The organism is Arthrobacter sp. ES3-54 (assembly GCF_029504395.1).
Taxonomy (GTDB): domain Bacteria; phylum Actinomycetota; class Actinomycetes; order Actinomycetales; family Micrococcaceae; genus Arthrobacter.
The window spans coordinates 101,434-126,924 of the sequence record NZ_JAQFIF010000006.1 but is presented as its reverse complement, the minus strand read 5'-3'; the positions used below and the strand labels follow the sequence as shown (position 1 = coordinate 126,924).

At 68.5% G+C, this 25,491-nt stretch carries 24 protein-coding genes; 13 read left to right on the top strand and 11 right to left on the bottom strand.

Going from position 1 to position 25,491, the window contains the following annotated elements; genetic code table 11:
- Positions 1–49: 49 nt before the first annotated feature.
- The 3 genes from yidC (at position 50) to M2428_RS12825 (ending at position 3,217) form a co-directional block, all read left to right on the top strand.
- Positions 50–850: a membrane protein insertase YidC gene (yidC, locus tag M2428_RS12835; RefSeq protein WP_277526326.1), complete on the top strand. Its 801-nt coding sequence runs from the start codon at positions 50–52 to the stop codon at positions 848–850.
- A complete protein-coding gene (locus M2428_RS12830) occupies positions 847–1,500 on the top strand; it encodes an NAD(P)H-binding protein (protein ID WP_277526325.1) in 654 nt (217 codons plus the stop codon). Before yidC ends, M2428_RS12830 begins: the two co-directional genes overlap by 4 nt.
- A gap of 145 nt (positions 1,501–1,645) precedes the next feature.
- Positions 1,646–3,217: a Na+/H+ antiporter gene (locus M2428_RS12825; RefSeq protein ID WP_277526324.1), complete on the top strand. Its 1,572-nt coding sequence runs from the start codon at positions 1,646–1,648 to the stop codon at positions 3,215–3,217.
- Positions 3,218–3,316: 99 nt separating this feature from the next.
- Here the strand turns inward: M2428_RS12825 and M2428_RS12820 are convergent, their stop codons facing one another.
- Both M2428_RS12820 and M2428_RS12815 read right to left on the bottom strand, forming a co-directional pair.
- A complete protein-coding gene (locus M2428_RS12820) occupies positions 3,317–6,481 on the bottom strand; it encodes a M43 family zinc metalloprotease (RefSeq protein ID WP_277526323.1) in 3,165 nt (1,054 codons plus the stop codon).
- 206 nt (positions 6,482–6,687) lie between these two features.
- Positions 6,688–7,863 carry an ROK family protein gene (locus M2428_RS12815; protein WP_277526322.1) on the bottom strand — a complete coding sequence of 392 codons (1,176 nt, stop codon included), beginning with the start codon at positions 7,861–7,863 and terminating at the stop codon, positions 6,688–6,690.
- A 104-nt stretch (positions 7,864–7,967) separates the two neighbouring features.
- Here M2428_RS12815 and M2428_RS12810 point away from each other — a divergent pair, with 104 nt between their 5' ends.
- The 5 genes from M2428_RS12810 (at position 7,968) to M2428_RS12790 (ending at position 13,048) form a co-directional block, all read left to right on the top strand.
- The gene (locus M2428_RS12810; RefSeq protein ID WP_277526321.1) at positions 7,968–9,674 is read left to right on the top strand and encodes a glycoside hydrolase family 13 protein; all 1,707 of its coding nucleotides are present in this window, start codon (positions 7,968–7,970) and stop codon (positions 9,672–9,674) included.
- Between the two features lie 41 nt (positions 9,675–9,715).
- Positions 9,716–10,666: an aldo/keto reductase gene (locus M2428_RS12805; RefSeq protein WP_277526475.1), complete on the top strand. Its 951-nt coding sequence runs from the start codon at positions 9,716–9,718 to the stop codon at positions 10,664–10,666.
- Between the two features lie 173 nt (positions 10,667–10,839).
- Positions 10,840–11,703, top strand: coding sequence for a CoA ester lyase (locus M2428_RS12800; RefSeq protein WP_277526320.1), 864 nt, complete (start codon positions 10,840–10,842; stop codon positions 11,701–11,703).
- Positions 11,704–11,820: 117 nt separating this feature from the next.
- A complete protein-coding gene (locus tag M2428_RS12795) occupies positions 11,821–12,675 on the top strand; it encodes a DUF2797 domain-containing protein (RefSeq protein ID WP_277526474.1) in 855 nt (284 codons plus the stop codon).
- Between the two features lie 148 nt (positions 12,676–12,823).
- Entirely contained in the window at positions 12,824–13,048 is a 225-nt protein-coding gene (locus tag M2428_RS12790; protein ID WP_277526319.1) for a DUF3188 domain-containing protein, read from the top strand.
- Here M2428_RS12790 and M2428_RS12785 read toward each other — a convergent pair.
- Both M2428_RS12785 and M2428_RS12780 read right to left on the bottom strand, forming a co-directional pair.
- On the bottom strand, positions 13,038–14,735 hold the full coding sequence (locus M2428_RS12785) for a SulP family inorganic anion transporter (protein ID WP_277526318.1): 1,698 nt from the start codon (positions 14,733–14,735) through the stop codon (positions 13,038–13,040). The genes M2428_RS12790 and M2428_RS12785 overlap by 11 nt on opposite strands.
- Positions 14,732–15,163, bottom strand: a complete 432-nt coding sequence (locus M2428_RS12780) for a metalloregulator ArsR/SmtB family transcription factor (RefSeq protein ID WP_277526317.1) — start codon at positions 15,161–15,163, stop codon at positions 14,732–14,734. The genes M2428_RS12785 and M2428_RS12780 overlap by 4 nt, the downstream gene beginning before the upstream one ends.
- A 189-nt stretch (positions 15,164–15,352) precedes the next feature.
- On the opposite strand from M2428_RS12780, the gene M2428_RS12775 reads away from it, so the two are divergent.
- Genes M2428_RS12775 through M2428_RS12760 form a run of 4 tightly spaced genes read left to right on the top strand, consistent with a single transcriptional unit; the run spans position 15,353 to position 18,715 of the window.
- The gene (locus M2428_RS12775) at positions 15,353–15,832 is read left to right on the top strand and encodes a MaoC family dehydratase N-terminal domain-containing protein (RefSeq protein WP_277526316.1); all 480 of its coding nucleotides are present in this window, start codon (positions 15,353–15,355) and stop codon (positions 15,830–15,832) included.
- Between the two features lie 2 nt (positions 15,833–15,834).
- Positions 15,835–16,272, top strand: coding sequence for a MaoC family dehydratase (locus M2428_RS12770; protein ID WP_277526315.1), 438 nt, complete (start codon positions 15,835–15,837; stop codon positions 16,270–16,272).
- Positions 16,273–16,286: 14 nt separating this feature from the next.
- On the top strand, positions 16,287–17,591 hold the full coding sequence (locus tag M2428_RS12765) for an MFS transporter (RefSeq protein WP_277526314.1): 1,305 nt from the start codon (positions 16,287–16,289) through the stop codon (positions 17,589–17,591).
- Positions 17,592–17,647: 56 nt separating this feature from the next.
- On the top strand, positions 17,648–18,715 hold the full coding sequence (locus M2428_RS12760) for a UDP-N-acetylmuramate dehydrogenase (protein ID WP_277526313.1): 1,068 nt from the start codon (positions 17,648–17,650) through the stop codon (positions 18,713–18,715).
- Positions 18,716–18,764: 49 nt separating this feature from the next.
- Here the strand turns inward: M2428_RS12760 and M2428_RS12755 are convergent, their stop codons facing one another.
- Positions 18,765–19,307 (bottom strand): hypothetical protein, encoded by a 543-nt coding sequence (locus M2428_RS12755; protein WP_277526312.1) that lies wholly within the window; start codon positions 19,305–19,307, stop codon positions 18,765–18,767.
- An 89-nt stretch (positions 19,308–19,396) separates the two neighbouring features.
- Between M2428_RS12755 and M2428_RS12750 the strand changes: the two genes are divergently transcribed.
- Positions 19,397–20,551: a winged helix DNA-binding domain-containing protein gene (locus M2428_RS12750; RefSeq protein WP_277526311.1), complete on the top strand. Its 1,155-nt coding sequence runs from the start codon at positions 19,397–19,399 to the stop codon at positions 20,549–20,551.
- 5 nt (positions 20,552–20,556) lie between these two features.
- Here the strand turns inward: M2428_RS12750 and asd are convergent, their stop codons facing one another.
- From asd to M2428_RS12720, 6 genes are read right to left on the bottom strand one after another with little or no spacing between them, the layout of a single operon-like run.
- Positions 20,557–21,699, bottom strand: a complete 1,143-nt coding sequence (gene asd, locus M2428_RS12745; protein ID WP_277526310.1) for an aspartate-semialdehyde dehydrogenase — start codon at positions 21,697–21,699, stop codon at positions 20,557–20,559.
- A 54-nt stretch (positions 21,700–21,753) separates the two neighbouring features.
- Positions 21,754–21,972: an NF038396 family protein gene (locus tag M2428_RS12740; protein ID WP_090575192.1), complete on the bottom strand. Its 219-nt coding sequence runs from the start codon at positions 21,970–21,972 to the stop codon at positions 21,754–21,756.
- Entirely contained in the window at positions 21,972–22,565 is a 594-nt protein-coding gene (locus M2428_RS12735) for a dihydrofolate reductase (RefSeq protein WP_277526309.1), read from the bottom strand. The genes M2428_RS12740 and M2428_RS12735 overlap by 1 nt, the downstream gene beginning before the upstream one ends.
- Positions 22,562–23,365: a thymidylate synthase gene (locus M2428_RS12730; protein WP_079550143.1), complete on the bottom strand. Its 804-nt coding sequence runs from the start codon at positions 23,363–23,365 to the stop codon at positions 22,562–22,564. Before M2428_RS12730 ends, M2428_RS12735 begins: the two co-directional genes overlap by 4 nt.
- 32 nt (positions 23,366–23,397) lie before the next feature.
- Positions 23,398–23,802 carry a GntR family transcriptional regulator gene (locus M2428_RS12725; RefSeq protein WP_277526308.1) on the bottom strand — a complete coding sequence of 135 codons (405 nt, stop codon included), beginning with the start codon at positions 23,800–23,802 and terminating at the stop codon, positions 23,398–23,400.
- A complete protein-coding gene (locus M2428_RS12720) occupies positions 23,799–25,469 on the bottom strand; it encodes a hypothetical protein (protein WP_277526307.1) in 1,671 nt (556 codons plus the stop codon). Before M2428_RS12720 ends, M2428_RS12725 begins: the two co-directional genes overlap by 4 nt.
- Positions 25,470–25,491 lie beyond the last annotated feature (22 nt).

The window sequence follows — 25,491 nt, the reverse complement described above, 5'->3', positions numbered from 1 at the left end:
GCGGCTCGTTTCACCGTAGCTTTGCAGCACCTGACAGTTGGGGATAGCAGTGGACTTCTTTGGCACCGTCATGGCCCCGTTTAGATGGCTGGTCTCAGCCATGATGGCGGCCTTCCATGACGGCCTCAACTCCATCGGCATGCCGGCGGCCAGCGGCTGGACGTGGACCCTGTCCATCATCGGGATCGTGCTGGTCGTCCGCGCCGCCCTGATCCCGGTGTTTCTCAAGCAGGTCAACGCCCAGCAGCGCATGAGGCTGCTGCAGCCTGACCTGAAGAAGCTGCAGGAGAAGTACAAGGGTAAGACCGATCCGCTCTCCCGCCAGGCCATGGTGCAGGAACAGATGGCCCTGTACAAGGCGCACGGCACCAACCCGTTCTCGGCCTGCCTGCCCATGCTGATCCAGATGCCCTTCTTCTTTGCGCTGTTCCAGGTGCTCTCCGGCATCAGCACCACGGCCGGCCAGAGCCAAGGCGTCGGTGCCATGAGCGCCGAGCAGGTCATGCAGTTCGACCAGTCCACTATTTTCGGTGCCCCGCTCTCGGCATCGCTGCTGCACGGCGTCGGCGGCAACCAACTCTCGGTGTGGGTCCTCTCCATCGTGATGATCCTGGCCATGACAGCCGCGCAGTTCATCACGCAGAAGCAAATCATGGCCAGGACCTTGTCCGACGAGGCCCTGGCGAGTCCGGTCATGGCCCAGCAGAAGGTGATCCTTTACAGTCTGCCTGTCGTCTTCGGCGTGGGCGGCATCGTGTTCCCCATCGGCGTCCTGATCTACTGGACCACCACCAACCTTTGGACCATGGGGCAGCAGTTCGCCATCAGGTGGGACAGAATGGGTCCATGACGCGAATCGCAATCATCGGCGGCCACGGCAAGGTGGCTTTGGAACTGTCCAGGATCCTCGCGGCGGACGGGCAGGAGGTCACCTCCTTCATCCGCAACCCGGACCACGCGGCCGACGTCGCGGCCACGGGTGCCACGCCTTCGCTTCTGGACGTGGAGAACGCGACGACGGCGCAGATCGCCGATGCCCTGCGGAACCACGACGCCGTGGTGTGGTCTGCCGGGGCCGGCGGCGGCAGCCCCGAACGGACCTACGCCGTGGACCGGGACGCCGCGATCCGTTCGATGGACGCCGCGGCAGAAGCAGGCGTCAGCAGGTACGTCATGGTCTCCTACTTCGGCGCCGGGCCGGACCACGGGGTCCCCTCGGACAACGGCTTCTTCGCCTACGCCGAGGCCAAGGCCGCGGCGGATGCCTACCTGCGCGGCTCCGGCCTTGACTGGACCATTCTGGGGCCCGGCACGCTGACGGCCGGACCCGGCAACGGGATGATCGACGTCGACCCCGCCGATACGTCGGACGGCACCGCAACCTCCCGCGCCAACGTCGCCCTGGTGGCGGCGGCGGTTCTCGGACTGCCCGTCACGATCGGGCGCATCATCCAGTTCCGGGACGGTACCCTACCGCTCGCGGCGGCCCTCGAACCTTAGGCCCGTTACCGTAAGCCCAGAACCGTAAGCCCAGAACCGTAGGCCCAGCCCTTAAGCCCCGCACCGATTACCTCGATAGGGTAGTGGGGGCGGCCCGTGCATCCACCCGGGATGCCCCCGGCTCGCCTTCGGGGAAAGCGGGCGCATGGATCAGTTGGCACTTATCGTTGGACTCCTGTTGGCCACAGTGGGGGCCGTGGGCATGGGGGACCGGCTGAGGCTGCCCTACCCGGTGCTGATGCTGCTCCTGGCCGTCGCCCTGACGTTCATCCCAGGCTTCCCGGAGATTCAGATCCCGCCCGAACTGATCCTGCCCATCTTCCTGCCGCCGCTGCTTTTCGCGACGGCCCAGCGCAGCTCCTGGGCCGTTTTCCGGGTCCGCTGGCGCACCTTGCTCATGCTCGCCGTCGCGCTGGTGGTGGTCTCGACGGCGGTGGTGGCCGGCGCTGCCTGGCTCATGATCCCGGGCATCGGCATTCCGGCCGCGATCGCCCTGGGCGCCATGGTGGCTCCGCCGGATCCCGTGGCCGTTGACTCCATCGCCAGTCGTGTCCATATGCCGCGGCGGCTCATCAACGTTCTCCAGAGCGAGGGCCTCTTCAACGACGCCGCCGCCATCGTCATCTTCCAGGCGGCAGTGGCCGCCGCCGTAGCCGGCACCAAAATCGCCTCCGACGTCGTCCTCCAGTTTGTCCTGGGAGCCGCGCTCGCGGTGGTCGTGGGCATCGGCATGGGCTGGCTCACGAGCCTGATCACCCGCCTCGTGTCCTCCATGGTGGCCCGGAGCGCCGTCACCCTCGTGGTGCCGTTTGCCGCCTACATCCTGGCCGAGGAGCTGCACGCCTCCGGGGTGATCGCCGTCGTCGTCACCGCCCTGGAAATGCAGCGCCACTCCCGGCCGGCGGACGCCGCGGAGCGGGTGACCCGCACCGCGTTCTGGGACGTCGTGGAACTGCTGATCACCGGCCTGGCCTTCGGGCTGGTGGGGCTGGAAGTACGGCAGGTCATCCATGAGGAAGGCAGCGCCGTGTTCGGCATGATCGGCACAGCCGCAGTTGTGTGCGTCCTCGTGTTCGCCGCACGCTTCGCTTGGCTGGCCATGATGTCCGGCCTGTCCCGGGCCAGGAAGGATGTCCTGCGCCCTACGTCCGCCAAGGACGTGCTGATCCTGACCTGGTGCGGCATGCGCGGCCTGGCCACCCTGGCGTTGGCGCTGGCCCTTCCGCTGACAATTGCCGACGGCACGCCGTTCCCGGCCCGTAGCGAGTTGCTGGTGATCGCCTGCGCGGTCCTGCTGGCCACCTTGGTACTGCCCGGGCTGACGCTGCCGTGGCTCATGCGGTTCCTGAAGGCGTCCGAGGACGGTTCGGAAGAACGCGACGCCGCCCGCGTGCTGGCCCGCCGTGCGCAACAGGCAGCAATCGCCGCGCTCAGGGACAACGAGCTTATGAAGGAACTCCCGGCGGAGAAGGTGGCGCTGGTGAAGGAGAAAATGACCCGGCTACACGCCGAGCTGCTGGACGGGAGCCTAAAGAATGAGAGCGCGGGGGAGCAGCGCCAACGCGGCCGCGAACTGGCGATTGCCGTGCAGACGATCGCCCTCGACGCGGCCCGCCAGGAAGTCGTGGCGGCCCGGAACGAGCCGGGCATGGACCCGGAAGTCGCGGACCGGGTGCTGCGGCAGCTGGACCTGCGCACCATGATCATGCCGGAGTGATGACCCTTTGCGGTTAGCCCGGGTGGTGGGCTGGCAACTTCCCGGGCGCCGGGCGCCCGGGCGGTTGGTGCTCATGGCCAACCGCCGCGGGCCAGTCGGTCAGGGGATTACCACGCTGCCCTGCGCGGCAGACCAAGTGATGGTTCCGTTCTGGAATCGCTGGCTGCATACGCCGCTGACCGCGTCGCAGTCTTCCGCTGCAGCCGGATAGCCAAGCCGTCCCCTTTCGTACCCTAGGCTGCCCCAGGTTGCGCGAATGGGGCCCGATGTGGCGATGGCGCCGGTGGCGAGCGACCAGTGGATGGAGCCGCCCTGGAACGTCTGGTAGCAGCCGCCGCCGGCCAGGCCGCAGATTTCGTTGCCGGACGGGTAACCGAGCTTGCCTTTTTCGTAGCTCAGGCTGGCCCAGGTGGCACGGATGCCGCCCCAGGTGGCGCGGGCGCCGGTGGCGGGCGACCAGTGGATGGTGCCCCCTTGGAACATCTGGTAACAGCCGCCGTTGATCAGGCCGCAGGTCTCCTTGCCCGTCGGATACCCGAGCTTGCCTTTTTCGTAGCCCAGGCTGGCCCAGGTGGCACGGATCCCGCCCCAGGTGGCGCGGGCGCCGGTGGCCGGTGACCAGTGGATGGTGCCGCCCTGGAACGTCTGGTAGCAGCCGCCGTTGATCAGGCCGCACGTTTCCCTGCCCGTCGGGTAGCCGAGTTTGCTTTTCTCGGAGCCCAGGCCTGCCCAGGTGGCACGGATGCCGCCCCAGGTGGCGAAGGCGCCGGTAGCGGGCGACCAGTGGATGGTGCCGCCCTTGAACGCTTGGGAGCACCCGCCGCCGGCCAGGCCGCAGACCTCACGGGCCACGGCGTAGCCGAGCTTTCCTTGGGACGAACCCAGGCTCGCCCAGGCGGTCCAGATCGGCCCTGAGGTCGCGATGGCACCCGCCGCAGCGGTCCAGTGGATGAGACCTCCCTGGAAGGACTGATCGCAGCTGCCGGACTGTCCGCAGATTTCATTGCTGGTCGGGTAACCGAGCTTTCCGTTTTGGTAACCCTGGGCGCCCCATGCTTTACGGATCGGGCCCCACGTGGCGAACGCGCCGGCTCCCGGAGCGTAGTAGATTACTCCGCCCTGGAACGCCTGGGAGCAGCCTCCGTTGACCAGTCCGCAGACCTCATTAGCGGTGGGATAGCCGAGCCTTCCGTTTTCGTAGGCAAGGTTTCCCCATGCACCGCGGATCCCGCCCCAGGTGGCAACCGCGCCGGTGCCGGGCGACCAGTGGATGGTGCCGCCTTGGAATGTCTGGTAGCAGCCGCCGTTGACCAGCCCGCAGGTTTCCTTGCCGGACGGGTAGCCGAGTTTGCTTTTCTCGGAGCCCAGGCTTGCCCAGGTGGCACGGATGGCGCCCCAGGTGGCGGAGGCGCCGGTGGCGGGCGACCAGTGGATGGTGCCGCCCTGGAAGCGCTGGTAGCAGCCGCCGCCGGTCAGGCCGCAAATCTCGTTGGTGACGGGGTAGCCGAGCTTGCCGTTTTCGTAGCCCAGGGTGCCCCAAGTCGCGCGGATGGTGCCCACGGTGGCGCGGGCGCCGGTGGCCGGCGACCAGTGGATGGTGCCGCCCTGGAATGTCTGGTAGCAGCCGCCCCCAGTCAGACCGCAAAGCTGACGGCTGGTCGGGTAGCCCAGTTTGCCGTTTTCGTATCCCAAGGCACCCCAGGAGGCGCCGATCGCACCGACCGTTGCGACTGCGCCGGTGTTTGGTGACCAGTGGACCGAGCCGCCCTGAAAACTTCTGTAGCACCCGCCGGCCCGTAGCCCGCACGCGACGGCGGTTGTCGGGCTTCCAAGGGCGGGTGTGGCTGCAGCGACAGGGGTGATTGCCCTGCCGGCTATTGAGAGTATCGACTCAACCGTCACGCTTGCGGCAGCGGAGGTGATCGCGTCAATGCTTACCCGCGTGCCGGCATGGGTGGTGAAGGTCTGTCCTGCTTGCCAGGTCTGGCGGGGATTGTAGTAACCGGCGAACGGCCTGGAATCCGGCAGGAGAATCAGCGAGCCAGCCCCCAGCTGCTGGACAATTTTGACGCCACGATTCAGGTCCACAGCCTCGGTGGTGTCATAGCTGACAGGCAGCCGCAACTCCAGGAAATAGGATTCGCCGCTCACGGGATCCGTAAACTTCACTGCCCGGTTCGCGTCGGTACCCGCCCATGCCTTCAGGGTGAATTTCCTCATGCCGTTGAGCGTCCCTGCGTCAACGATTTCGTCGCCGCGGCCAAACCCCCCATAGGTCCAAAGAGTTGAGCTGATGGCTGGCTGGGTGAGTTGGGAGATGCCCATCAGATCCAGGCTGTCGCCGTATTCACGGATGCTGCAGCTGGAATCGGCGAATGACCCGTTCGAGTTCGTGCCGACATCCTGGGCGCCGCTTCCACACTGAAGGCTGTTTGCGTGCATGAGCCCGAGCACGTGGCCGAATTCGTGCGTCAGGACGCTGTTGGTCAACTTCGCCGGGAGCGGCATGATGACCCGCCCGCTGGTGCCCTGATAACTCCAGCCGGCGCCGTACGCGCCGTCGGAGAGCGTGGGCGTGGAGACGAAGACCACGAGGGCGGTATTGGTGCTGGGAGTCCACCCGAGTTCTCCGGCAATAGTGTTCATCATGTCCGGGTAACGCTGCGTCGAGGTGGCCTTGCTGTTGCGGCTCTCCACCTTGGTCACGGTCATCGACAACCGGCCGTTGGACATCCTCTTCCAATAGTTACTGCTGGTGGCGATGGAAGCCTGTGCTGCGGCTTGCGGGATGCTGGCCTTCTTGTCGGCCAACTGGACCAGGACCAGGCGTACTTTGATGTCGCCGGAGCGGGTCAGTGAGTAGGACTCCGTGGTCCGTGCCGTCGCGGCGGCGGAAGCTGGCGCGCCCTTTTTGCCGACCGGGGGAGGGTTTTCGAACGTGTGCGCAATGAACGGTTGGTCGGAGCCTTCCACCGGGAGCGATTCAACGGTCGTGAGCGATGGGCTGACGCCGGCAGGGGCGGAGGACTTTGGCGTCGGCTGGACCGTCTGCGCGCTGGGAGTCGAGGTAGCAGCCGTGGGTGCCGGCGTCGGGGTCGCCGCCGGAGCTGCAGGAGCTGTTGCGGTAGCGGCCGGAACTGCCGGAGCTGTTGCGGTAGCGGCCGCGACGGGCGTCGGCGACTGCTCAGCGAGGGCTGGCGCCGTGCCGGTGGCTGGGACCGAAGCCAAGGCAAGGACAAGCGCGGCAAACAACGCAGTCTTCATCCGTAGAGGGTTCACGTTTATCTTTCATGAGACGGCCGTCCGGCCGACGGGTCAGCTGAACGGCCGCAAGAGACCAAAGTGAGGTCAGTCTACGGACGGCAGGCCGCAATACCGGGAAACTTGCGCCAAACTTTCGGCTTGGGTATCCAATCGTTGCCGAATCTTGAGAAACCGCTCTTGTGAAAAACTAGGCGGCCGGCAAGGCCTCAGCCGGCCAGTTCGAGTTCCAGCGCATTGTCCTCAACGAAGTCCAGGGCATGCCGGATCGCGCCCACCGTGACGATCTTGTCGCCCAGCGGCGAGACCGTGACGCGGGGCGGGGTGGCGGTGAAGCGGGGGAGCCGCGCTGTGATGCCCGGCAGAAGGGCGCCGGCGGACTCGGCGACGGCGCCGCCGATCACCACCTGCTCGGGGTTGATCAGGCTCGCGATTGAGGCGATGACGCGCGCCATGCGCTCCGACATCCGGTCCAGGATCGCCAGGGCCGCCGCGTCTCCTGCCGCCGCGTCCTCGAAGACGCGCGGCGCGCTTGCAGGGCCGCCCGCGGACGGTCCGCCGCCCGCCGCGGACCACTGCCGCGCCAGGGCAGCAATGCCGTCGCTGGAGCCAACGCCTTCCACCATGTCCAGATAGCCCATCTCGCCGGCGGCCCCGCCGCGGCCGTGCAGCAGCCGCCCGGATTCCATCACCCCGGCGCCCAGGCGTTCGCCCGCCAGGAGCACCACCAGATCGTCCACGCCCGCGCCGGAGCCGCGCCAGCGCTCACCGAGCGCGGCCAGGTTGGCGTCGTTCTCCAGAAGCACCGTCCAGCCGTGCAGCTCCTTGAGCACGGAGCGGAGCCCGACGTCGAACAGGCTCCAGAACCGCTGGGTCACGAGCACGTTCCCGTCCCGGTCCACCGGTGCGGCGATCCCGGCTCCGACGGCCAGCACGTTGCGCGGGTCTTTTCCCGCGGCCTCCAGCGCCTGGCGGCAGACGAGATCGATGACGCCGACCCGCTCCTGCGCAGGGATGTCCGCCGCGCGGAAGCTCTCGCTGGACCGGCCGACGACCGTGCCGCGGAGGTCGGCCACGGCGGCGGTGGTGGTCGCGGCGCCGATGTCCAGGCCCAGCACGAACCCTGCCTCCCGGTTGAAGGCAAACCGCCGGGCCGGGCGGCCCTTCCGGGGATTGGCCGGGTCTGCGCGGGGCTGGTCCAGCTCCACGATCCAGCCCCGGCCGATCAGGTCCTCGCAGACGGCAATCACCGAGGCCCGGGTGAGTCCGGTCAGGGCCATCAGCTCGGTGCCGGTGGCGGCGTCGGCGCCGCGGAGGTGGCGCAGCACGGCCTGGGCGTTGACGCGGCGCAGCAGCTGCGGCGTGGCGGCGGCTGCGTGCGGCATCACTTCTTGACCTCTTCTGTTCCCGGACCCATAATTGTTCAGGCAATATATTTAGCTTGTATCTAAATTATCAGAAGCCCTCCCAGACCCGAAGGAATCTCCCTTTGACCAACACCGCCACGCTGGCAACCCTGTCCGGTTCCGACCTCGCCGCCGATCCCAACTGGTGGCGCCAGGCATCGGTGTACCAGATCTACCCGCGGAGCTTTTCCGATTCCAACGGTGACGGCCTGGGCGATATCAAGGGCATCACCGCCAAGGTCCCGTACCTGAAGGAACTCGGGATCGACGCCGTCTGGCTCTCCCCGTTCTACCCCTCGGCGCTGGCCGACGGCGGCTACGACGTCGACGACTACCGCGATGTGGACCCCAAGCTCGGCACCCTGGCGGACTTCGATGAGATGTCCGCCGCGCTGCACGCTGCCGGCATCAAGCTGATCGCCGACATCGTCCCCAACCACTCCTCGGACCGGCACGAATGGTTCCAGGAGGCCCTGGCCGCGCCGCGCGGATCCGCTGCCCGCGAGCGCTACATCTTCCGCGACGGCCTCGGCGAAAACGGCGAGCTCCCGCCGTCGGACTGGGAGTCCGTCTTCGGCGGCCCCGCCTGGGAGCGGATCACCGAGCCCGACGGCACGCCCGGCCAGTGGTACATGCACATCTTCGCCAAGGAACAGCCCGACCTGAACTGGGCCAACCGCGAAATCCGCGACGACTTCCTCAAGACGCTGCGCTTCTGGTCGGACCGCGGCGTGGACGGCTTCCGCGTCGACGTCGCCCACGCGCTGACCAAGGACCTCACCGAGCCGCTGATCTCCAAGGTGGAGCTCAGCGCCGCCAACACCGGCACGGACGGATTCCCGGACGGCTCGCACCCGTTCTGGGACCGCGACGAAGTCCACGAGGTCTACGCCGAATGGCGCGAGGTGTTCAACGAGTACAACCCGCCGCGCACCGCCGTCGCCGAGGCCTGGGTGCACGCCACCCGCCGCGCCCGCTACGCCAGCCCGGAAGGCCTGGGCCAGGCGTTCAACTTCGACCTCCTGCAGGCCGACTTCGACGCCGGCGAGTTCCGCGAAATCATCGCCCGGAACCTCGCCGAGGCCACGGAATCCGGGGCCTCCTCCACCTGGGTCTTCTCCAACCACGACGTCGTCCGCCACGCCACCCGCTACGGCCTGCCCCAAGGCGGCGGCAAGCACGCCCAGGGCCAGGACGGCAAGGGCTGGCTGCTGGCCGGCGCCCCTGTCGAAGAGCTCGACGTCGAACTCGGCCTGCGCCGCGCCCGCGCCGCCACCTTGCTGATGCTGGCCCTGCCGGGTTCCGCCTACCTGTACCAGGGCGAGGAACTGGGGCTGCAGGAAGTCGCGGAGATCCCCGACGCCGAGCGCCAGGATCCCACCTTCTTCCGGAACAAGGGCGTAGAGATCGGCCGCGACGGCTGCCGCGTGCCACTGCCGTGGGCTCCGGAGGGCACCTCGTTCGGATTCGGCGCCGGCGGGGCACACCTGCCGCAGCCGGCCTGGTTCGGCCGCTACGCCGTGGCAGCCCAGGACGGCGTGGAAGGCTCCACCCTGGAGCTCTACCGCAAGGCCCTGAAGCTGCGCCGCGAACTGCAGACCTCGGAGGAACTGCAATGGCAGGAATCCGGCAGCGCCGATGTCCTGCGGTTCAGCCGTCCCGGCGGCTGGCAGACGGTGACCAACTTCGGCGATGCGCCGGTTGACCTGCCTGCCGGCGAGGTGCTGGCCAGCAGCGGCCCGCTGGAGGATGGACAGCTGCCGGCCAACACCACCGTCTGGCTGCGGTGAGGCCCGCACCGAAGGATTCGACCGGCACGCCCGGCCTCGACGTGAGCCTCCCCCAGGAACTCGTCTACGGCTGCATGGGCCTGGGCGGCAACTGGTCGGCGGAGCCGTACTCGTCCGCGCACGTTGACGAGGCGGCCGCCGCCGTCGAAGCCGCCATGAGCGCGGGCATCACGCTCTTTGACCACGCGGACATCTACACCAACGGCAAAGCCGAAGCCGTCTTCGGCGAGGTCCTGGCCCGGACCCCCGGGCTGCGGGAGAAGATCCGGCTGCAGACCAAGTGCGGCATCCGGCTGGGCGAGCAGGGCCTGGAGGCCTACTACGACCTCAGCCGGGACGGCATCCTGTCACGGGTCAACGAAAGCCTGGCCCGGCTCAGGACGGACTACGTCGACGTGCTCATGCTGCACCGCCCCGATCCCCTGATGGATCCGGCGGAGGTGGCGTCCGCCGTCGGGCAGCTCATGGCCGAAGGCAAGGTGCGGGCAGTGGGCGTGTCCAACATGTCGGGCCCGCAGATCGAGATGCTGCAGGACCGGCTCGAGGCGCCGGTGGTGGGCAACCAGCTCGAAATGAGCCTGCTGAAACGTGCCTGGCTCGAAAGCACGGTGCTGGTCAACCATGCCGAGGGCACGGACTACAGCTTCCCGCACGGCACCGTGGAGCACTGCGTCCGGAAGGGCATCCGGCTGCAGGCATACGGGTCGCTGGCCCGCGGCCTGTACACCGGGGCGCCGGCCGCCGTGCCGACGCCAGCAGAGGAAGCCACCTCCGCCCTGGTGACCGCCCTGGCCGCCGCGAAGGGTACTACGGGGGAGGCGATCGTGCTGGGCTGGCTCATGAGGCACCCCGCGGGGATCGCGCCCGTGATCGGCACCGCCAACCCGGACAGGATCCTCGCCTGCGCCGGTGCCGCCGAGGCCGCAGCGGCGATGACCCGCGCCGAGTGGTACGGCCTCTGGGTCGCGGCCCGGGGCAGCAACATCCCCTAGCCACTCCCGCCGTCACGCCCCACTCAACTAGCTGGCAGGTGAGGCCGTTTTGCGTCCTGAAGACGGCTTCTGCTGCCAACTGGTTGGGCGAGGACGTGATTTTGGTCGTAATGGTCGCCCCTGAGGGCAGGATCGCTTGGCGGCAAGTGCCCCCGGGCGGCTAGCGTAGATGCATGACCTCTATGACCACCGCCGAATCACTTCGGCCCCAGCGCAACATCCCGGCCGACATCGCCCGCTCCTGGCTGCTGGTGAACGCTATGAAGACCGACCTCTTCGACCAGTCCGCCGTCTCCCGGGCCGATGCGATCATCCTCGACATCGAAGACGCGGTGGACCCCTCCCAGAAGGACACCGCCCGCGCCAACGTCGTCAACTGGCTGACCGCTGGCGGCAGCGCGTGGGTCCGGATCAACGACGCCACCAGCCCGTTCTGGGCCGATGACCTCGCCGGGCTGCGCGGCACCCCCGGCCTGCTGGGCATCATGCTGGCCAAAACCGAATCGGCCGACCAAGTCACGGAGAGCTTCCACCGGATGGACGGCAAGACCCCGGTCATTCCCCTGGTCGAGTCCGCCGTCGGCATCGAGGAAGCCAACAACATCGCGAAAGCCCAGGGTGCCTTCCGCCTGGCCTTCGGCTCGGGCGACTTCCGCCGCGACACCGGCATGGCGGCCACCGCGGAAGCCATGGCCTACCCGCGCGCCAAGCTGGTTGTGGCCAGCCGCGTCGGCAACCTGCCCGGCCCCATCGATGGCCCCACCGTCGGCACGAACCACCCCATCCTGCGCGAGCAGACCGGCATCACAGTGATGATGGGGATGACCGGCAAGCTGTGCCTGGCCATCGACCAGACCCCCGTCATCAACGAGGTCATCAGCCCCACGCCGTCCGACGTCGCGTGGGCCACGGACTTCATGGCCGACTTCGAGGCCAGCGGCCGCGTCATCCGCGACGGTTCCGACCTGCCGCGCCTGGGTCGCGCCGAGAAGATCATGAAGCTCGCGGTAGCCTTTGGCGTGCAGCCGGCGCTGTAGCCCCACACCACTCAAGGAGACCCCGTCACCGATACCCGCTATCTGGTCCACGGGGTCTTTTGGGATGGTCTGGCGCCCGTTCCCGCCGCGGCTTCTGGACAGGGCGGGCTCCCGGTGATGCGCCTGCAGGACCCTGACGGCACGCTCACTGATATGGCGCTCGACGCCGGCACCCGGCTCGGTTTCCGGCTCGCCGCGAAGGGGAAACACTGCCTCGGGCACCACACGGTGCACGGTCCCGCGGACCGGGACCACGTCCTCTGCCCCGCCCGTGCTGCCGCCACCAAGGGCAGCCAGTGCGAACAGTGTTTCGTCCTGGACGACTCGCGGCTTATCCACGACTTTCACCGCGGCGGCCGGGTCCCGCCGGGCCTGCGCGCGTACCTGATGCAGCCGCACTGGCTCTACGTCGCCACGTTCGCCACCGGGGCCAGCAAGGTCGGCACCGCCTCGGACCTGCGCAAATGGAACCGGCTCGCCGAGCAGGGCGCCGTCGTCGCCCGGTACATCGCCCGTGCCGGGGACGGCCGCGTGGTCCGCATCCTTGAAGACATGATCACGCGCGACGCCGGGCTGCCGCAGCAGGTCCGCGCCGCCGCCAAGGCGGCTGCGCTCGTGGCGCCGGCAGCCGCCGTCGAACTCGATGCCGTGAACAGGCGGTTGGCAGGGGAGGCCCGGACATTGCTCGCCGGTGCTGGCGGGGAGGGCTTCGAGGTGGTGGATGAGCGGTGGGCCCGGCCGGAGCTCGCTGCCAACGCCTGCGCCCCGGCCGCCCGGCATGCCTATCCCCACGACCTGGGGACGGGAGCGCACGGGTTCCGGGTCGATTCGCTGAGCGGCAGCATTGCGCTGGCAGTGCTGGATGGCAGCGAATTGGAATTCGTGGTGAACCTGGGGCAGCTCAAAGCGCGGATGATCGAGCTCGGTGACCACGGCTCGGACGTCCCGGCCGTGCAGGAAGCATTGTTCTGACGCTGGAATTGCCCCGCGACGCGCAAAATACCGGACGCGGCCGTATTCCGGCGTCGCCAAGTAATTTGGGCGTCGCCAGGCATTCTAAGTGTCGCCAGGAATTTTTGCGGCTCGCGGCGTTGCCGACGTGCCCCGGTAGACTGGCACGGTGCTGAATGAATTCTGGGCCACCGCGCCAACCGCCTACAAGGTGCTCGCCTTCAGTGCCATGGGCCTGATCGCCCTTGGCATCATCCTCAGTGTGGTCGGCAACAGCATCGGCAACCAGGCCCTTGCCCTCGCGTCGCTGGCGGTGATTGGGCTGGGCCTGATCCTGCACATTGCCGGTCTTGTGGTCCGCGGCCAGACGATCCGGAAGAACCTCAAGCGCTAGCGGTTGCGTTCCGCACCACATGGCTCCGGGCATGCTCCACGGCGTCCGGAAGGCACGTGAACAGATGCCTGTGATGCCGCAGTGAGCGGATGACCCCCACGTTGGTCACAAGCTCCAGATGCTGCGGCTGGACCCCTTTCAGCAGGACCGTGACGCCGCGCAGCTCCAGCGCGGAAATCACCTCGACGAGCATATGGGCGCCCGTGGCGTCCAGCATCCGCAGCTGGGACAGCCGGATGATGGCCACCTGGACGTCCTGGACCTGGCTGATCTCCTGCAGAACCCGCTCCGCGGCGCCGAAGAACATGGCACCGTCCAGCCGGAAAATGGCGATGTGCTCATCTCCCGGGACCGGCGCCCCGGGGATGTCCTCGCGCCGGACCCCGCTCAGAGACGCGAACGTCCGCAGCGTGAACACGGCTGCCGCGGCGAGTCCGATCTGGATGGCCACAATGAGGTCGAAGGCGACGGTGATGAGGGCCGTGATCACGAACACCGCGGCGTCGGCGCGGGTGGACCGGAGGATCGCCGTGACCGTGTGCCGCGAGACCATGCGGGTGGCCGTGACCATGAGGATGCCGGCGAGCGCCGCCAGGGGAATCTTGCCGACGAGCCCCGCCGCCAGGTAGATGATGGCCAGCAGCACCAGGGCGTGCACCACCGCGGAGAGCCTGGTCTTGGCGCCGGAGCGGACGTTCACGGCGGTCCGGGCGATCGCCCCGGTGGCGGGCATGCCGCCGAACAAGCCGGCAGCGATCGAGGCCAGCCCCTGACCGGTGAGCTCCCGGTCCGGGCTGTACGGGCCGGACGGACGGCCGTCCGGCCCCACCATGCCGGCGGCCACCCGGGCCGAGAGCAGGGATTCAATGGCGGCGAGCGTCGCGATGGAGACGGCAGGCATCAGGAGAGTGCCCAGTGCGGCCGGATCCACAGAGGGCATGGAGGGCGCCGGCAGGGAGTGCGGAAGTGCGCCGATCCGGGGTATGTCCAGCGCCAGCAGCTCTGTTGCCACGGTGGTGAGCAATACCGCGATCAGGCTCGCAGGCAGGGACTTGTTGAGCCTGGGCAGCAGGTACATCAGGGCCGCGACGCCCGCCACCACAGCGAGCGTCTGCAGCACGGCCGGCACGGTGGCCTGTGACGCACTCTCGACGGCGGCCAGGAGGGTGTTGTGGCCGGGCGTTCCCGCGGTGCCGGTGGCCAGGGGCACCTGCTGGAGGAAGATGATGGCGGCGATGCCGAGCGTGAAACCCTCCACGACCGGCCAGGGGATGAACGCTACGGCCCGGCCCAGCCCGCTCACTCCCAGGACCATGACGAGCAGCCCGGCCATTACCGAGACCAGGGCAATGCTGGCGACGCCGTGGGCGGCGACCACCGGGGCCAGGACCACCACCATGGCGCCGGTCGGGCCGGAGACCTGCACGCTGGATCCGCCCATGACGGCGGCAACCAGTCCTGCCACCACCGCGGTGATGAGTCCGGCCTCGGCCCCGACTCCGGAACTCACCCCGAAGGCCAGCGCCAGGGGGAGCGCCACAATGCCTACTGTGATGCCGGCGAACAGGTCCGTCTTCCAAGCGGACCGCAAGAACTCGTAGTCGCGGCGGGAGGGCACAAACCGGGCGAGACCTCGCCGTACCGTGTTGGATGCCAGGGCAGGGCTTGATGCCGGGGCCCTGCTCACGGAGCTGTGCTGTCGATGTCGCCCGCACGGTCGAGGTGGCCGGCGCTGTCGATGTCGCCGGCACGGTCGAGGTGGCCGGCGGGAAGCTCCTGAGCTATCCGGAGCTGTTCGCTGGAACCGGCCAGGGTGTCCAGCAGGAAGACCCGGGCGATCGCAAGAAGCTCCTTGATCTTGGGATGAGCTAGCCGGTAAGTCACCACATTCGCCGTCCGGACCGACGTCACCACGCCGTGCCGGCGCAGCGTCCCCAGATGCTGGGACAGATGCGAGGGCTCCAGTCCCGTCTCGGCGAGCAGGTAACTGACCGGCGCTGCAGTGTCCGGTGCCGCGGCCAGAAGCTCGAGGATCCGGATTCGGGCCGGGTGGGCCAGGGCCTTAAACAGGTTGGCCTTGATTTCGTACAACGGGGTCTGCGCGGCGGAGATCATGGCAGGAGGACACCTTCTCGCATCCGTTCGCGGCGCGGCTCGACGGGACAGCCCCGCTGTACGGATTGATGGATTGATGTTTTCATCATATCGTGCGAGTCAATACCCGTCCCATCAACGCCCGGCCGATCCCGGCACGAAGCTGTCACGAAGCCGGACGGTCCGGGGCGTGGCGATAGGCTGGAACCCATGACTATCAATCCGGACCTGCAGGGGCGCAGCTACCCTGCCGCAGAGGTGTATGACGTCGGCCGCGAGAAGATCCGCGAGTTCGCGCGCGCGGTCAAGGCCACCCACCCCGCCCACTTCGATGTTGCCGCCGCCGAAGCCCTGGGTCACAGCGACCTTGTGGCGCCGCCGACCTTCGCCATCATCGTCGCGCAGCGCGCCGACGCGCAGCTGATCGAGGATCCGGATTCCGGGATCGACTTCTCCCGCGTGGTCCACGCCGACCAGCGGTTTACCCACCACCGCCCGATCATCGCGGGCGACCGGCTGGTCGCCGAGCTGCACGTCGACGGCGTCCGCGCCATGGGCGGCGGAGCCATGATCACCACCCGCTCGGAAATCTTCGCGCTTGCCTCCGGCGATGCCACTGAGGCCGCCGGCGTACGCGAGCCCGTCGCCACCACCACCTCGTCCATCCTGGTCCGCGGAGAGGGACAGTAGCCATGAGCATCAACATCACGGAACTCAGCGTCGGCCAGGACATCGGCAGCCGCAGCATCACCGTCACCCGCACCGACCTCGTCAAGTACGCGGGCGCCTCCGGTGACTTCAACCCGATTCACTGGAACGAAGCCTTCGCCACCGGCGTCGGCCTGCCCGGCGTGATCGCCCACGGCATGTTCACCATGGGCGCCGCCGTCCAGCTCGTGACCGACTGGGCCGGCGACCCCGCCGCCGTCGTCGACTTCCAGACCCGCTTCACCAAGCCGGTGCCCGTCGCTGACACCACAGGGACGCCGGATGCCGGTGCCGTGATCGAGGTCAGCGGGGCCATCGGAGCGCTCGACGCCGACGCCGGCACCGCCCGCGTCGATCTCACGGTCCTCTCGTCCGCCCAGAAGGTCCTCGTCAAGGCCCAGGCCGTCGTCAGGCTGGCCTAGCCCATGGCGCTGCTGTGACCAAAGCTCTCTTCGTTCCTGCCGCCGAGATCACGCACTGGCGGAACGCTGTGGTGGTGGCCTACGGCGCGAGCGGAATCGCGTTTTCCACATGGGTGTCCCGGCTGCCGGCCATCCGCGATGGCCTGGATCTGACCCCGGGCACCATCGGGCTGCTCCTGCTCTGCATGACGGCCGGGTCCTTCCTGTCCGTGTCCGCGTCGGGCCTGATCGTCCTCCGGCTCGGCTCCAAGCTCACCATCCGGATCGGCAGCATCATGGTCGGCTTCGGGCTGATGCTGGCAGGCTTCGGCACCTCCGTACTGGCCAACCCGGTGGCGGTCGCCGCGGGACTGGCGATCATCGGGCTGGGCACCGCAAGCTGGAACACGGCCTCGAACGTCGAGGGCGCCGCGGTGGAACGCGCGGTCCGGCGGCACATCATGCCCCGGTTGCACGGCTCCTTCAGCCTGGGCACAGTGGCGGGAGCCGGGCTGGGTGCCTGGGCTGCCGCCGCCGGGATCCCCGTCTTCTGGCACCTCGCCTCGGTGGGCCTGCTGGTGGCCGGCTCGGTGACCACCGCCGCTGCCTGGTTCCGGGCGGACATCACGCCGGTTGAGGGGGAGCGGCCCTTCAAGGCATCCGGGACAGACACGTTTGAGGATCCATCCACCGGGCCCATCCCGATCGTCCGGCAGACGGACGCGGTCCCGGAGCAGCCACTGGACAACAAACGCCAGATCGCGCAGGCCTGGCGTGACAAGCGCACACTGCTCCTGGGCGTGCTGGTCCTCGGCCTTGCCCTCGCCGAAGGGGCGGCGGGGGACTGGGTTGCCCTGGCGCTGGCCGACGGGCACGGCCAGACCGACGCCGCCGGAGCCGCCGGCTACGGGCTGTTCGTCACGTTCATGACCATCGGCCGTTTCGCCGGCACCCTGGTCCTTGACCGGTTCGGCCGGGTCCCGGTGATGCGCTGGTGTGCCGCGCTGGCGGTCCTGGGACTCGGCTTGTTCGTCTTCGCCCCGGTACCGTGGCTGGCTTACGTGGCCCTGGCCATCTGGGGACTCGGTGCCTCGCTGGGCTTCCCGGTGGGCATGTCCGCCGCGGCCGACGATCCCGTCAAGGCCGCTGCCCGGGTGTCCGTGGTGTCCACGATCGGCTACGGAGCGTTCCTGTGCGGGCCGCCGCTGCTGGGGCTGCTGGCCGAGCACGTCGGCATTCTCCACTCGCTGCTTGCCGTCATGGTGATGCTGATTGTCAGCTTCCTGCTCTCCCCGGTGGCGCGCAAACTCCCCGGGCCCGTGCCGGGACCATACAGCTAGCTTGGTATAGCTAGTACCGGCTTAGGCCAGCGGATGATCCCGGCTAGGCTGGTCAGGTGACCCAGATCCAGCTCTCCGCCCTGACCACCTCCGCTGTCGGCGGCCCCGCCGGCAGCTACATCGAGGCCCGCAGCGAGGCCGGAATCATCGACGCCGTGCGCACGGCGGACGCCGCCGGCCAGCCCTTGCTGATCATCGGCGGCGGCTCCAACCTGCTGGTGTCCGACGACGGGTTCCCCGGCACGGTGCTCAAGATCGCCTCCGAAGGGTTCACCGTCAACGCCGAGGACTCCTGCGGCGGCGTGGCGGTGGTGGTCCAGGCCGGCCACAACTGGGACGCGTTCGTTGACCATGCCGTGAAGCATGCCTGGTCCGGCGTCGAGGCACTCTCCGGCATCCCCGGCGCCACGGGCGCGACTCCCGTGCAGAACGTCGGTGCCTACGGGGCCGATGTCTCGCAGACGATCGCCGCGGTGCGCACCTGGGACCGGGAACGCAACGCGGTGAAGACCTTCACCAATTCCGAACTCAAATTCGGCTACCGGGACTCCATCCTGAAGCGGACCACCGTCAACGGCTCGCCGCGCTACGTGGTGCTCACCGTGGAATTCCAGCTCCCGCTCGGCCGGATGAGCGCCCCCGTCCGCTACGCCGAACTCGCGCGGACGCTCGGCGTCGAGCAGGGCCGGCGGGCCTACTCCAACGACGTCCGGCGCGAAGTGCTGCGGCTCCGGGCGTCCAAGGGCATGGTCTGGGACGCGAACGACCGTGACACGTACTCCACGGGGTCCTTTTTCACGAACCCGATCGTGGCCGAAGACGTCGCGGCAAGGCTGCCGCAGCAGGCCCCGCGCTATCCTGCCGGTGCGGATGGACTGACCAAGCTCTCGGCGGCCTGGCTGATCGACCAGGCCGGGTTCGCCAAGGGCTTCGGGCTGGACCCGGACAGCGTCTCGGGCGGCCGGGCATCGCTGTCCACCAAGCACACGCTTGCCGTCACCAACCGGGGCGGAGCGAGCGCGGCCGACATGCTGGCCGTTGCCCGCGAGGTGCGCCACGGCGTCGTCGAACGTTTTGGCATTGAACTGCACCCGGAACCGCTGCTGATCGGCGTCGCCCTCTGAGGTCGATCCCTAGGAAAAGCCCAGCAAAAGCCTAGGAAATCCGGGCCGCCTACCGTTCCGCGTGGCGGGGGGCCACCTTGCTGAAGAGCATGAAGGTGAAACCGGAGGCCGCGGCGCCGAGCAGGAAGATCTGGCAGAACGCCACGGACTGCACGCTCGGCCCGCTTTGCAGCACCAGTCCGGCGCAGGCAAACGCCACGGCGCCGGCCAGAAACGCCAGGGAGCCGAGCAGGAAGGCCTGCACGGTGGCCGGAAATTCGCCTGTGTAGTCGAGCTGGAGCTCCCGGCCCCGCGGGGCAATGCTGCCGCGCTCCACGCCCGCCTGAGACCGTGCCCGAGACCGTGTCTGGGATTGTGCCTGAGACCGTGCCCGCGGCTGCAGCGCAGCGGCCGTGACGAAGCTGCCCACGGACACTGCCATGCACAAACCGGACACCAACTGCAGGTTGCTCATCATGGGCGAGAGCCGGGTACCGCTGGCGATGGCGACCGCGAGCCCGGCAGCCATGCCGGCGGCGCTGGCGGCCCAGCCGAGCAGGGCCAGCTTCCGGCACAGGGGCCGCAGCAGCGGCCACACCTCACTCATAGTCATGCATCAAGGCTAAAGAGGTCCGCTGGATGGCGGCTGGGAAGAGCCGGGCAACAGCCCGACAGCCAGCGCAGGCGCCTTACCATGGAGCCATGACAGCAGTGACGGGCATCCGACGACTTAGCCCCGGGATCATTGGCAGGTTGCGGCTGACCGCCCAGGGACTGCTGGGACCAGGGTTTCAGTCCGTCCCCGAAGCCGTCCGCGGGATGACGGCAATGCAGGCCCAGGACCTGCAGGCCGTGCTCTGGGCTGTCGGCCAGCGGGTGCCGGGTTCCCGCGTCGATGACGTCCGCGGGGCGCTGGACCGGGCGGAGATCGTCCGGTCCTGGCCCATGCGCGGCACCTTGCATGTGCTGGCTCCCGAGGATTTGAAATGGATGCTGGCCATTACCTCGGAACGGCTGATCCGCGGCATGGCCGGACGCCACCGGGACCTCGGCATCAATGACACGGACGTGGAGGCCGCAGCGGGGTCCGCGCTGCGCCTGGTCTCCGCAGGTGCAGCCAGCCGGGCGGAGCTGTTCGAGGCCTTCGAACGGGCAGGCCAGTCCACGGCGGGCCAGCGCGGCATTCATCTGCTGGGGATCCTGTGCCAGCGGGGTGTGCTGGTGCAGGGCCCGCTGGCAGGCAACCAGCAGCTGGTGGTTGCCTTCGGCGACTGGATCACCCAGTCGCGGACCCTGGACCGCCCGGACGGCATCGCTGAGTGGCTGCTGCGCTACCTGCGCAGCCACGGTCCCGCCACGGAACGTGATTTTTCCTGGTGGTCCGGCATTCCCCTGACGGAAACCCGCGCGGCCCTGGCCCGGGTCAAGGACCGCCTGGTGGAGCTCGAGTTCGCGGGTACCAGCTACTGGCTCTCGCCGGCAACGGCAGCGCTGCTTGACGATGGCGTGCCGGGGCAGCGCTCGGTGCTGGCGCTGTCGGGGTTCGATGAATTCCTGCTCGGCTATGCGGACCGGTCCGTGGTGCTGGCGCCGGAGCACGCTGACAAGATCGTCCCCGGCGGCAACGGCGTGTTCAAGAAGACCATCGTGGCCGGCGGCACGGTGATCGGCACGTGGGCGGGGCCGCCGGGCGGCCGGGGCGCCGGCGTCGTGCCCGAACCCTTCAATGCTGTTAACGGGCTGCGGCCTGCCGCTCAAAAGTCCTTTGAGCTGCAGGCCGCGAAGTACCGCAGATTCCTTGGTGCCAGAAGCGGCGCCGAACCGGGTGCCCGAAGGGGCGCCGAAGCGGGTCCCTGAGGCTCCTAGAGGTTTCCGGTGGCGATGCGGAGCATGCGGCGCAGCGGCTCCGCGGCACCCCACAGCAGCTGGTCGCCGACCGTAAACGCGCTGATGTACTCCGGGCCCATCTCCAGCTTGCGGATGCGGCCCACCGGAATGTCCAGCGTGCCGGACGCCGCCACGGGGGTGAGCTCGGCCATTGAGGCTTCCTTGGTGTTCGGCACCACGCGGGCCCACTGGTTGTCCGCGTCCACGAGCTTCTCGATCTCGGCCACCGAGAGGTCCTCGCGCAGCTTCAGCGTCAGGGCCTGGGAATGCGAGCGCATCGCACCGATCCGGACGCACAGGCCGTCCATAATGACCCGGTTCCCGGCGGAGGTGCCAAGGATCTTGTTCGTCTCCACCCCGGCCTTCCACTCCTCTTTGGACTGGCCGTTGCCGAGGTCCGCATCGATCCAAGGGATCAGGGAACCGGCCAGCGGGACGCCGAACTGCGTGGCGTCAATGCCGGCGCGCTGGTGCGCCAGGACCTTCCGGTCGATCTCCAGGATCGCCGACGCCGGGTCCTGCAGTTCCGTGCTCACCTCGGCGTTGAGGCTGCCGAACTGGTTCAGCAGCTCACGCATGTGGCGCGCCCCGCCGCCGGAAGCCGCCTGGTACGTCATGGACGTGCCCCACTCGACGAGGTCGTTCTTGAACAGCCCGCCCAGTCCCATCAGCATGCAGGATACGGTGCAGTTGCCGCCGATGTAGTCCTTCACCCCGCCGGAGAGGCCGTCGTCGATGACGTCCCGGTTGATGGGGTCCAACACGATGATGGAGTCCTCATTCATGCGCAGCGTGGAGGCGGCATCGATCCAGAGGCCGTCCCAGCCGCGGCTGCGGAGCTCGCCGTGAACCTGTTTGGTGTAGTCCCCGCCCTGGGCGGTCACAATAATGGGCAGCTTCGCCAGCGTGTCGAGGTCAAACGCGTCCTCGAGCTTGCCGGCCGCGCCCGCGGCAGCACCGGCAATGGCCGGGGCGGCGCCGCCCGCGTTCGAGGTGGAGAAGAAGACCGGGTTGATGGTGGCGAAGTCGCCCTCGTCCTGCATGCGCTGCATCAGGACGGAACCGACCATGCCACGCCAACCGACCAGGCCGACGGACGGGGTAGCTGCTGTAGTCATGGGCCCAGTTTAGACTTCACAGCCCGCCCGGCGCAGTCGGTTACGTCACGGGTTTTATTCCCCGCGCGGCTCTTCCAGCAGCGCCGCCTTGCGCCGGCGCAGCGCAAAGACCGCCCCGAAGGTGAAAACCTGGGTGACCACCACGAGCACGATCGCCCCAAGGATCTTGTTGCCGCCCAGGATCATGGTCAGTCCCACGATGGCCGAGAGCAACGCGAGCAGGGGCAGGAGCATGTACCCCAGGACAAAGAGTGTCTCCGGCTTGCGCAGCATTACTTGGGCTCCGTCCGGCGCCACAGCGTCATCCGGTAGCGGGTGCCGTTGGCGGAGGTTAGCCAGCCGCTGGCCGGGAGGCTGGCGGAGGCGGTCCAGTCGTAGCCGAGCTCGGGAGCGAACGTGTCCCCCTCGGCGGTGGTGTCGATGGTGGTCACGACGGCGACGTCGGCAAGGTCCAGCGCCTGCGCAAATATCTCGCCGCCGCCAATGATCCAGACCATCTCATGGCCGGGCACGAACTGGGATTCGAGCAAAGCGTCATCGAGCGACGCGACCGCGACGGCGCCCGCCGCGCCGGGGGTGTCGCGCCAGGCGGCCTGGCGGGTGATGACGATGTTTGTCCGGTCGGGCAGCGGGCGGTACTTGTCCGGGAAGGACTCCCAGGTCTTGCGTCCCATGATGACCGGGTGCCCGGAGGTGAGGCTGCTGAAGTGCCTCATGTCCTCGGGCAGGTGCCATGGCATGGCACCGGCCTGGCCGATGACCCCGGTGCTGGTCTGGGCCCAGACCAGCCCCAGGCCAGTAGTGGACGCGCGGAGTTGTTCAGTGAAATCGCCAGGCTGCACGCCCGGGGTGGCTTCGTGGCTCATACGGCTATCGGGGCCTTAATCGTCGGATGGTGCTGGTAGCCGACCACCTCGAAGTCCTCGAGGGTGTAGTCGAAGATGGAGTCCGGCTTGCGGGTGATGTTCAGCTGGGGGTAGTCGTAGGGCTCGCGGGCGAGCTGTTTGAGGACCTGGTCCATGTGGTTGTCATAGATGTGGACGTCCCCGCCGGTCCAGACGAATTCGCCCGGTTCCAGGCCGGTCTGCTGCGCGATCATGCGCGTGAGCAGGGCGTAGGACGCGATGTTGAACGGCACGCCCAGGAAGGTGTCCGCCGAGCGCTGGTACAGCTGGCAGGAGAGCTTGCCGTCGGCCACGTAGAACTGGAAGAACGCGTGGCACGGGGGCAGTGCCATGTCCTTGAGTTCGGAGACATTCCACGCCGAGACGATGTGCCGGCGCGAGTCCGGGTTGGACTTCAGGTTCTCGATGAGTTCGGCGATCTGGTCGATGTGGCCGCCGTCGGGCGTGGGCCAGGAACGCCACTGGACCCCGTAAACGGGACCGAGTTCGCCGTCGGCGTCGGCCCATTCGTCCCAGATGGTGACGCCCTGGTCCTGCATCCATTTGACGTTCGTGTCGCCGCGGAGGAACCAGAGCAGCTCCACGGCCACGGACTTGAAGTGCACCCGCTTGGTGGTGATGAGCGGGAAGCTCTTGCTCAGGTCAAAGCGGAGCTGGCGGCCAAAAACGCTGAGGGTGCCGGTTCCGGTGCGGTCTGATTTGTGCGTGCCGTGCTCGAGGACGTCGCGCAGGAGGTCTTCATAGGGCGTAGGAATGCTCACGGTTCCAGTCTACTGAGAACTCGCCGGCTCCCTTATTCGTGTGACCAACCCTGTCTCGCCCGGAGGATCTCCAGCAGGGCGGCGTCGTCCAGCCCGGCACTGCGGCCTTCCGCAATATAGCGGTCGACGGCGGCGATTACCTCCGCGGTGGCAGCCCCGCGCCCCGGGGCGTCCGGACGGGCCGGCGGGGCAGGGGTCCCCGCGACCACAGTGCCGTTGCGCCGCCGTGTTTCGGTCAGTCCCGCCAGTTCGAGTTCCTTGTAGGCCCGCGCGACTGTCCCGGCCGCTAGACCCAAGTCCGACGCAAGGCTGCGGACTGTCGGCAGCCGGGTTCCCGGTGCCAGCGTCCCGACGGTGATGAGGGACGTGATCTGCGCCCGGATCTGTTCGAAGGGGGGAACGGGGGATCGCAGGTTGATGGAGATCCCTGCGTTCACGTGGCGGGCTCTTTGTCCGGCCGCGGGGCCTGAGTGGTCCGTGCCCGGGCGAGAGTACGGACAGGGATGACGGCGATGACCAGGGCCGCGGCGCCCAGGACGGAGCCCGCCAGGGTTGCCGGCCACCATGTTGCGGCGGCCGGATTGACGGTCCCGAACGCGTCCGGCCCGAACACTGCCGCCCACGCCTGGCTCTGGGTCAGCAGCAGTGCTGCGGCCTGGACTGTGAGGGTGGCCGCGAGGGTCCGCACGGTCCGGTGGAGGGTGATCGCGCGCAGGGCGGCATCCAGGCCCCGCGGGGCATCGCGGACGCCGTGGCGGGACCTGGCCGTGAGGAACGCCGGCAGGGAGGCAACGCACGCTCCGGCCGTGAGCAGCCCGACCGGCACCCAGCCCGGGCCTTCGGCGAGGCGCGCCTGCCCCACCGCGGTAACACCCAGGACGGCAAGGAAGGCGAGCAGCGCCAGGACAGCCGTGGTCAGCAGGGCGGGGCTCACTGGTTGCCGCGGCCAGCCGCGCGGCGCTTCGGGACTGCCGTAGTTGCGCTGCAACAGGAACTCGCCGGCGGCAATGACCAGTAGCACGGAAGCGGCCGTGAGTGCCACGATGCCCGCAAGACCGTAGCTGCCGGCAGCCGTGAGGAGTGGGGAGAGGAAGGCGCCGGCGGCCAGCGGCACGGCGGCCGCCAGCCCCAGCAGCGCCCCGAGGGACGAGACCAGCCTGGCGGCCGCGTGCTGGCGGCCGGTGGCGACCCCTGTTTCCGGCCGGTTCCGGACGCCCAGGGTGGCGGCCGCGAGCCGAGGGGGCCGCCACCACCACATGACGAGGAGGACCACGGTTGCCGCGAGGCCGGCGAAGTTCGACCACGACGTAAGCCCCTGTGCGGGATCGGGACGGGACGCGAAGTTACCCGCGATGACTGCCAGCCCGGCAGCCACGGTCGACACTGTGCGCAGCAGCCGGTTCATTGCGATGGTCCGCAGTACAGCGTTGTCGGCGGCGTCGAGGGACTCCAGCTGGCGGCGGCGGGCGATCAGCCACAAAACCAGCCACGTCCCGACGGCCAGCACCAGCAAGGCGCCGCCGAGCCAAGCGGCCTCCTCCGGTCCGGGGATGCGGCCGTCGCCGCCGCCGTAGTAGTAGTTGTCGCCGTTGTCGTAGTTGTCCGGGCCGTCGCTGACCGTGCTAGGAGCCACGGCCGCGAATCCGGGCAGCGTGGCGGTCCGGGCGATGGCCGCGGCGGCCGAGGCGAAGATCGCCGCCGTGGTCAAGGCCAGCCTGCGGGGCAGGAAGTCCCTGATGCGCCGCACGGACAGCACGGCCTCCCGCCGCATTCGCCGCGGACCCGGGTAACTGACCTGGCCCAGGGCGTGCACGGTCAGGCAGCCCAGGACCGGCCATGCCAGGGCCGGGACGATCGCCTCGGCGCTCACCATGGCGACGGCCGCTGACGGATTGGCAGGGATGATGCCAAGAGTCATGGCGCCCTGGAGCGAGCTCGCCAGCCAGCCGATCACACCCACCCACAGCCCGTGTTCCGACACGCTCTGCGGCGAGGTTCCCGCCCCGGGCGGCCAGATCACCCACCGCAGCACGGCATAGACGAGTAGCGCTGCGATCGCCGGGCCGAGCAGCAGCATCGGCGGCAGGTAGAACAGGACCGGCATGGAATCCCCCAAGATTCAGCAG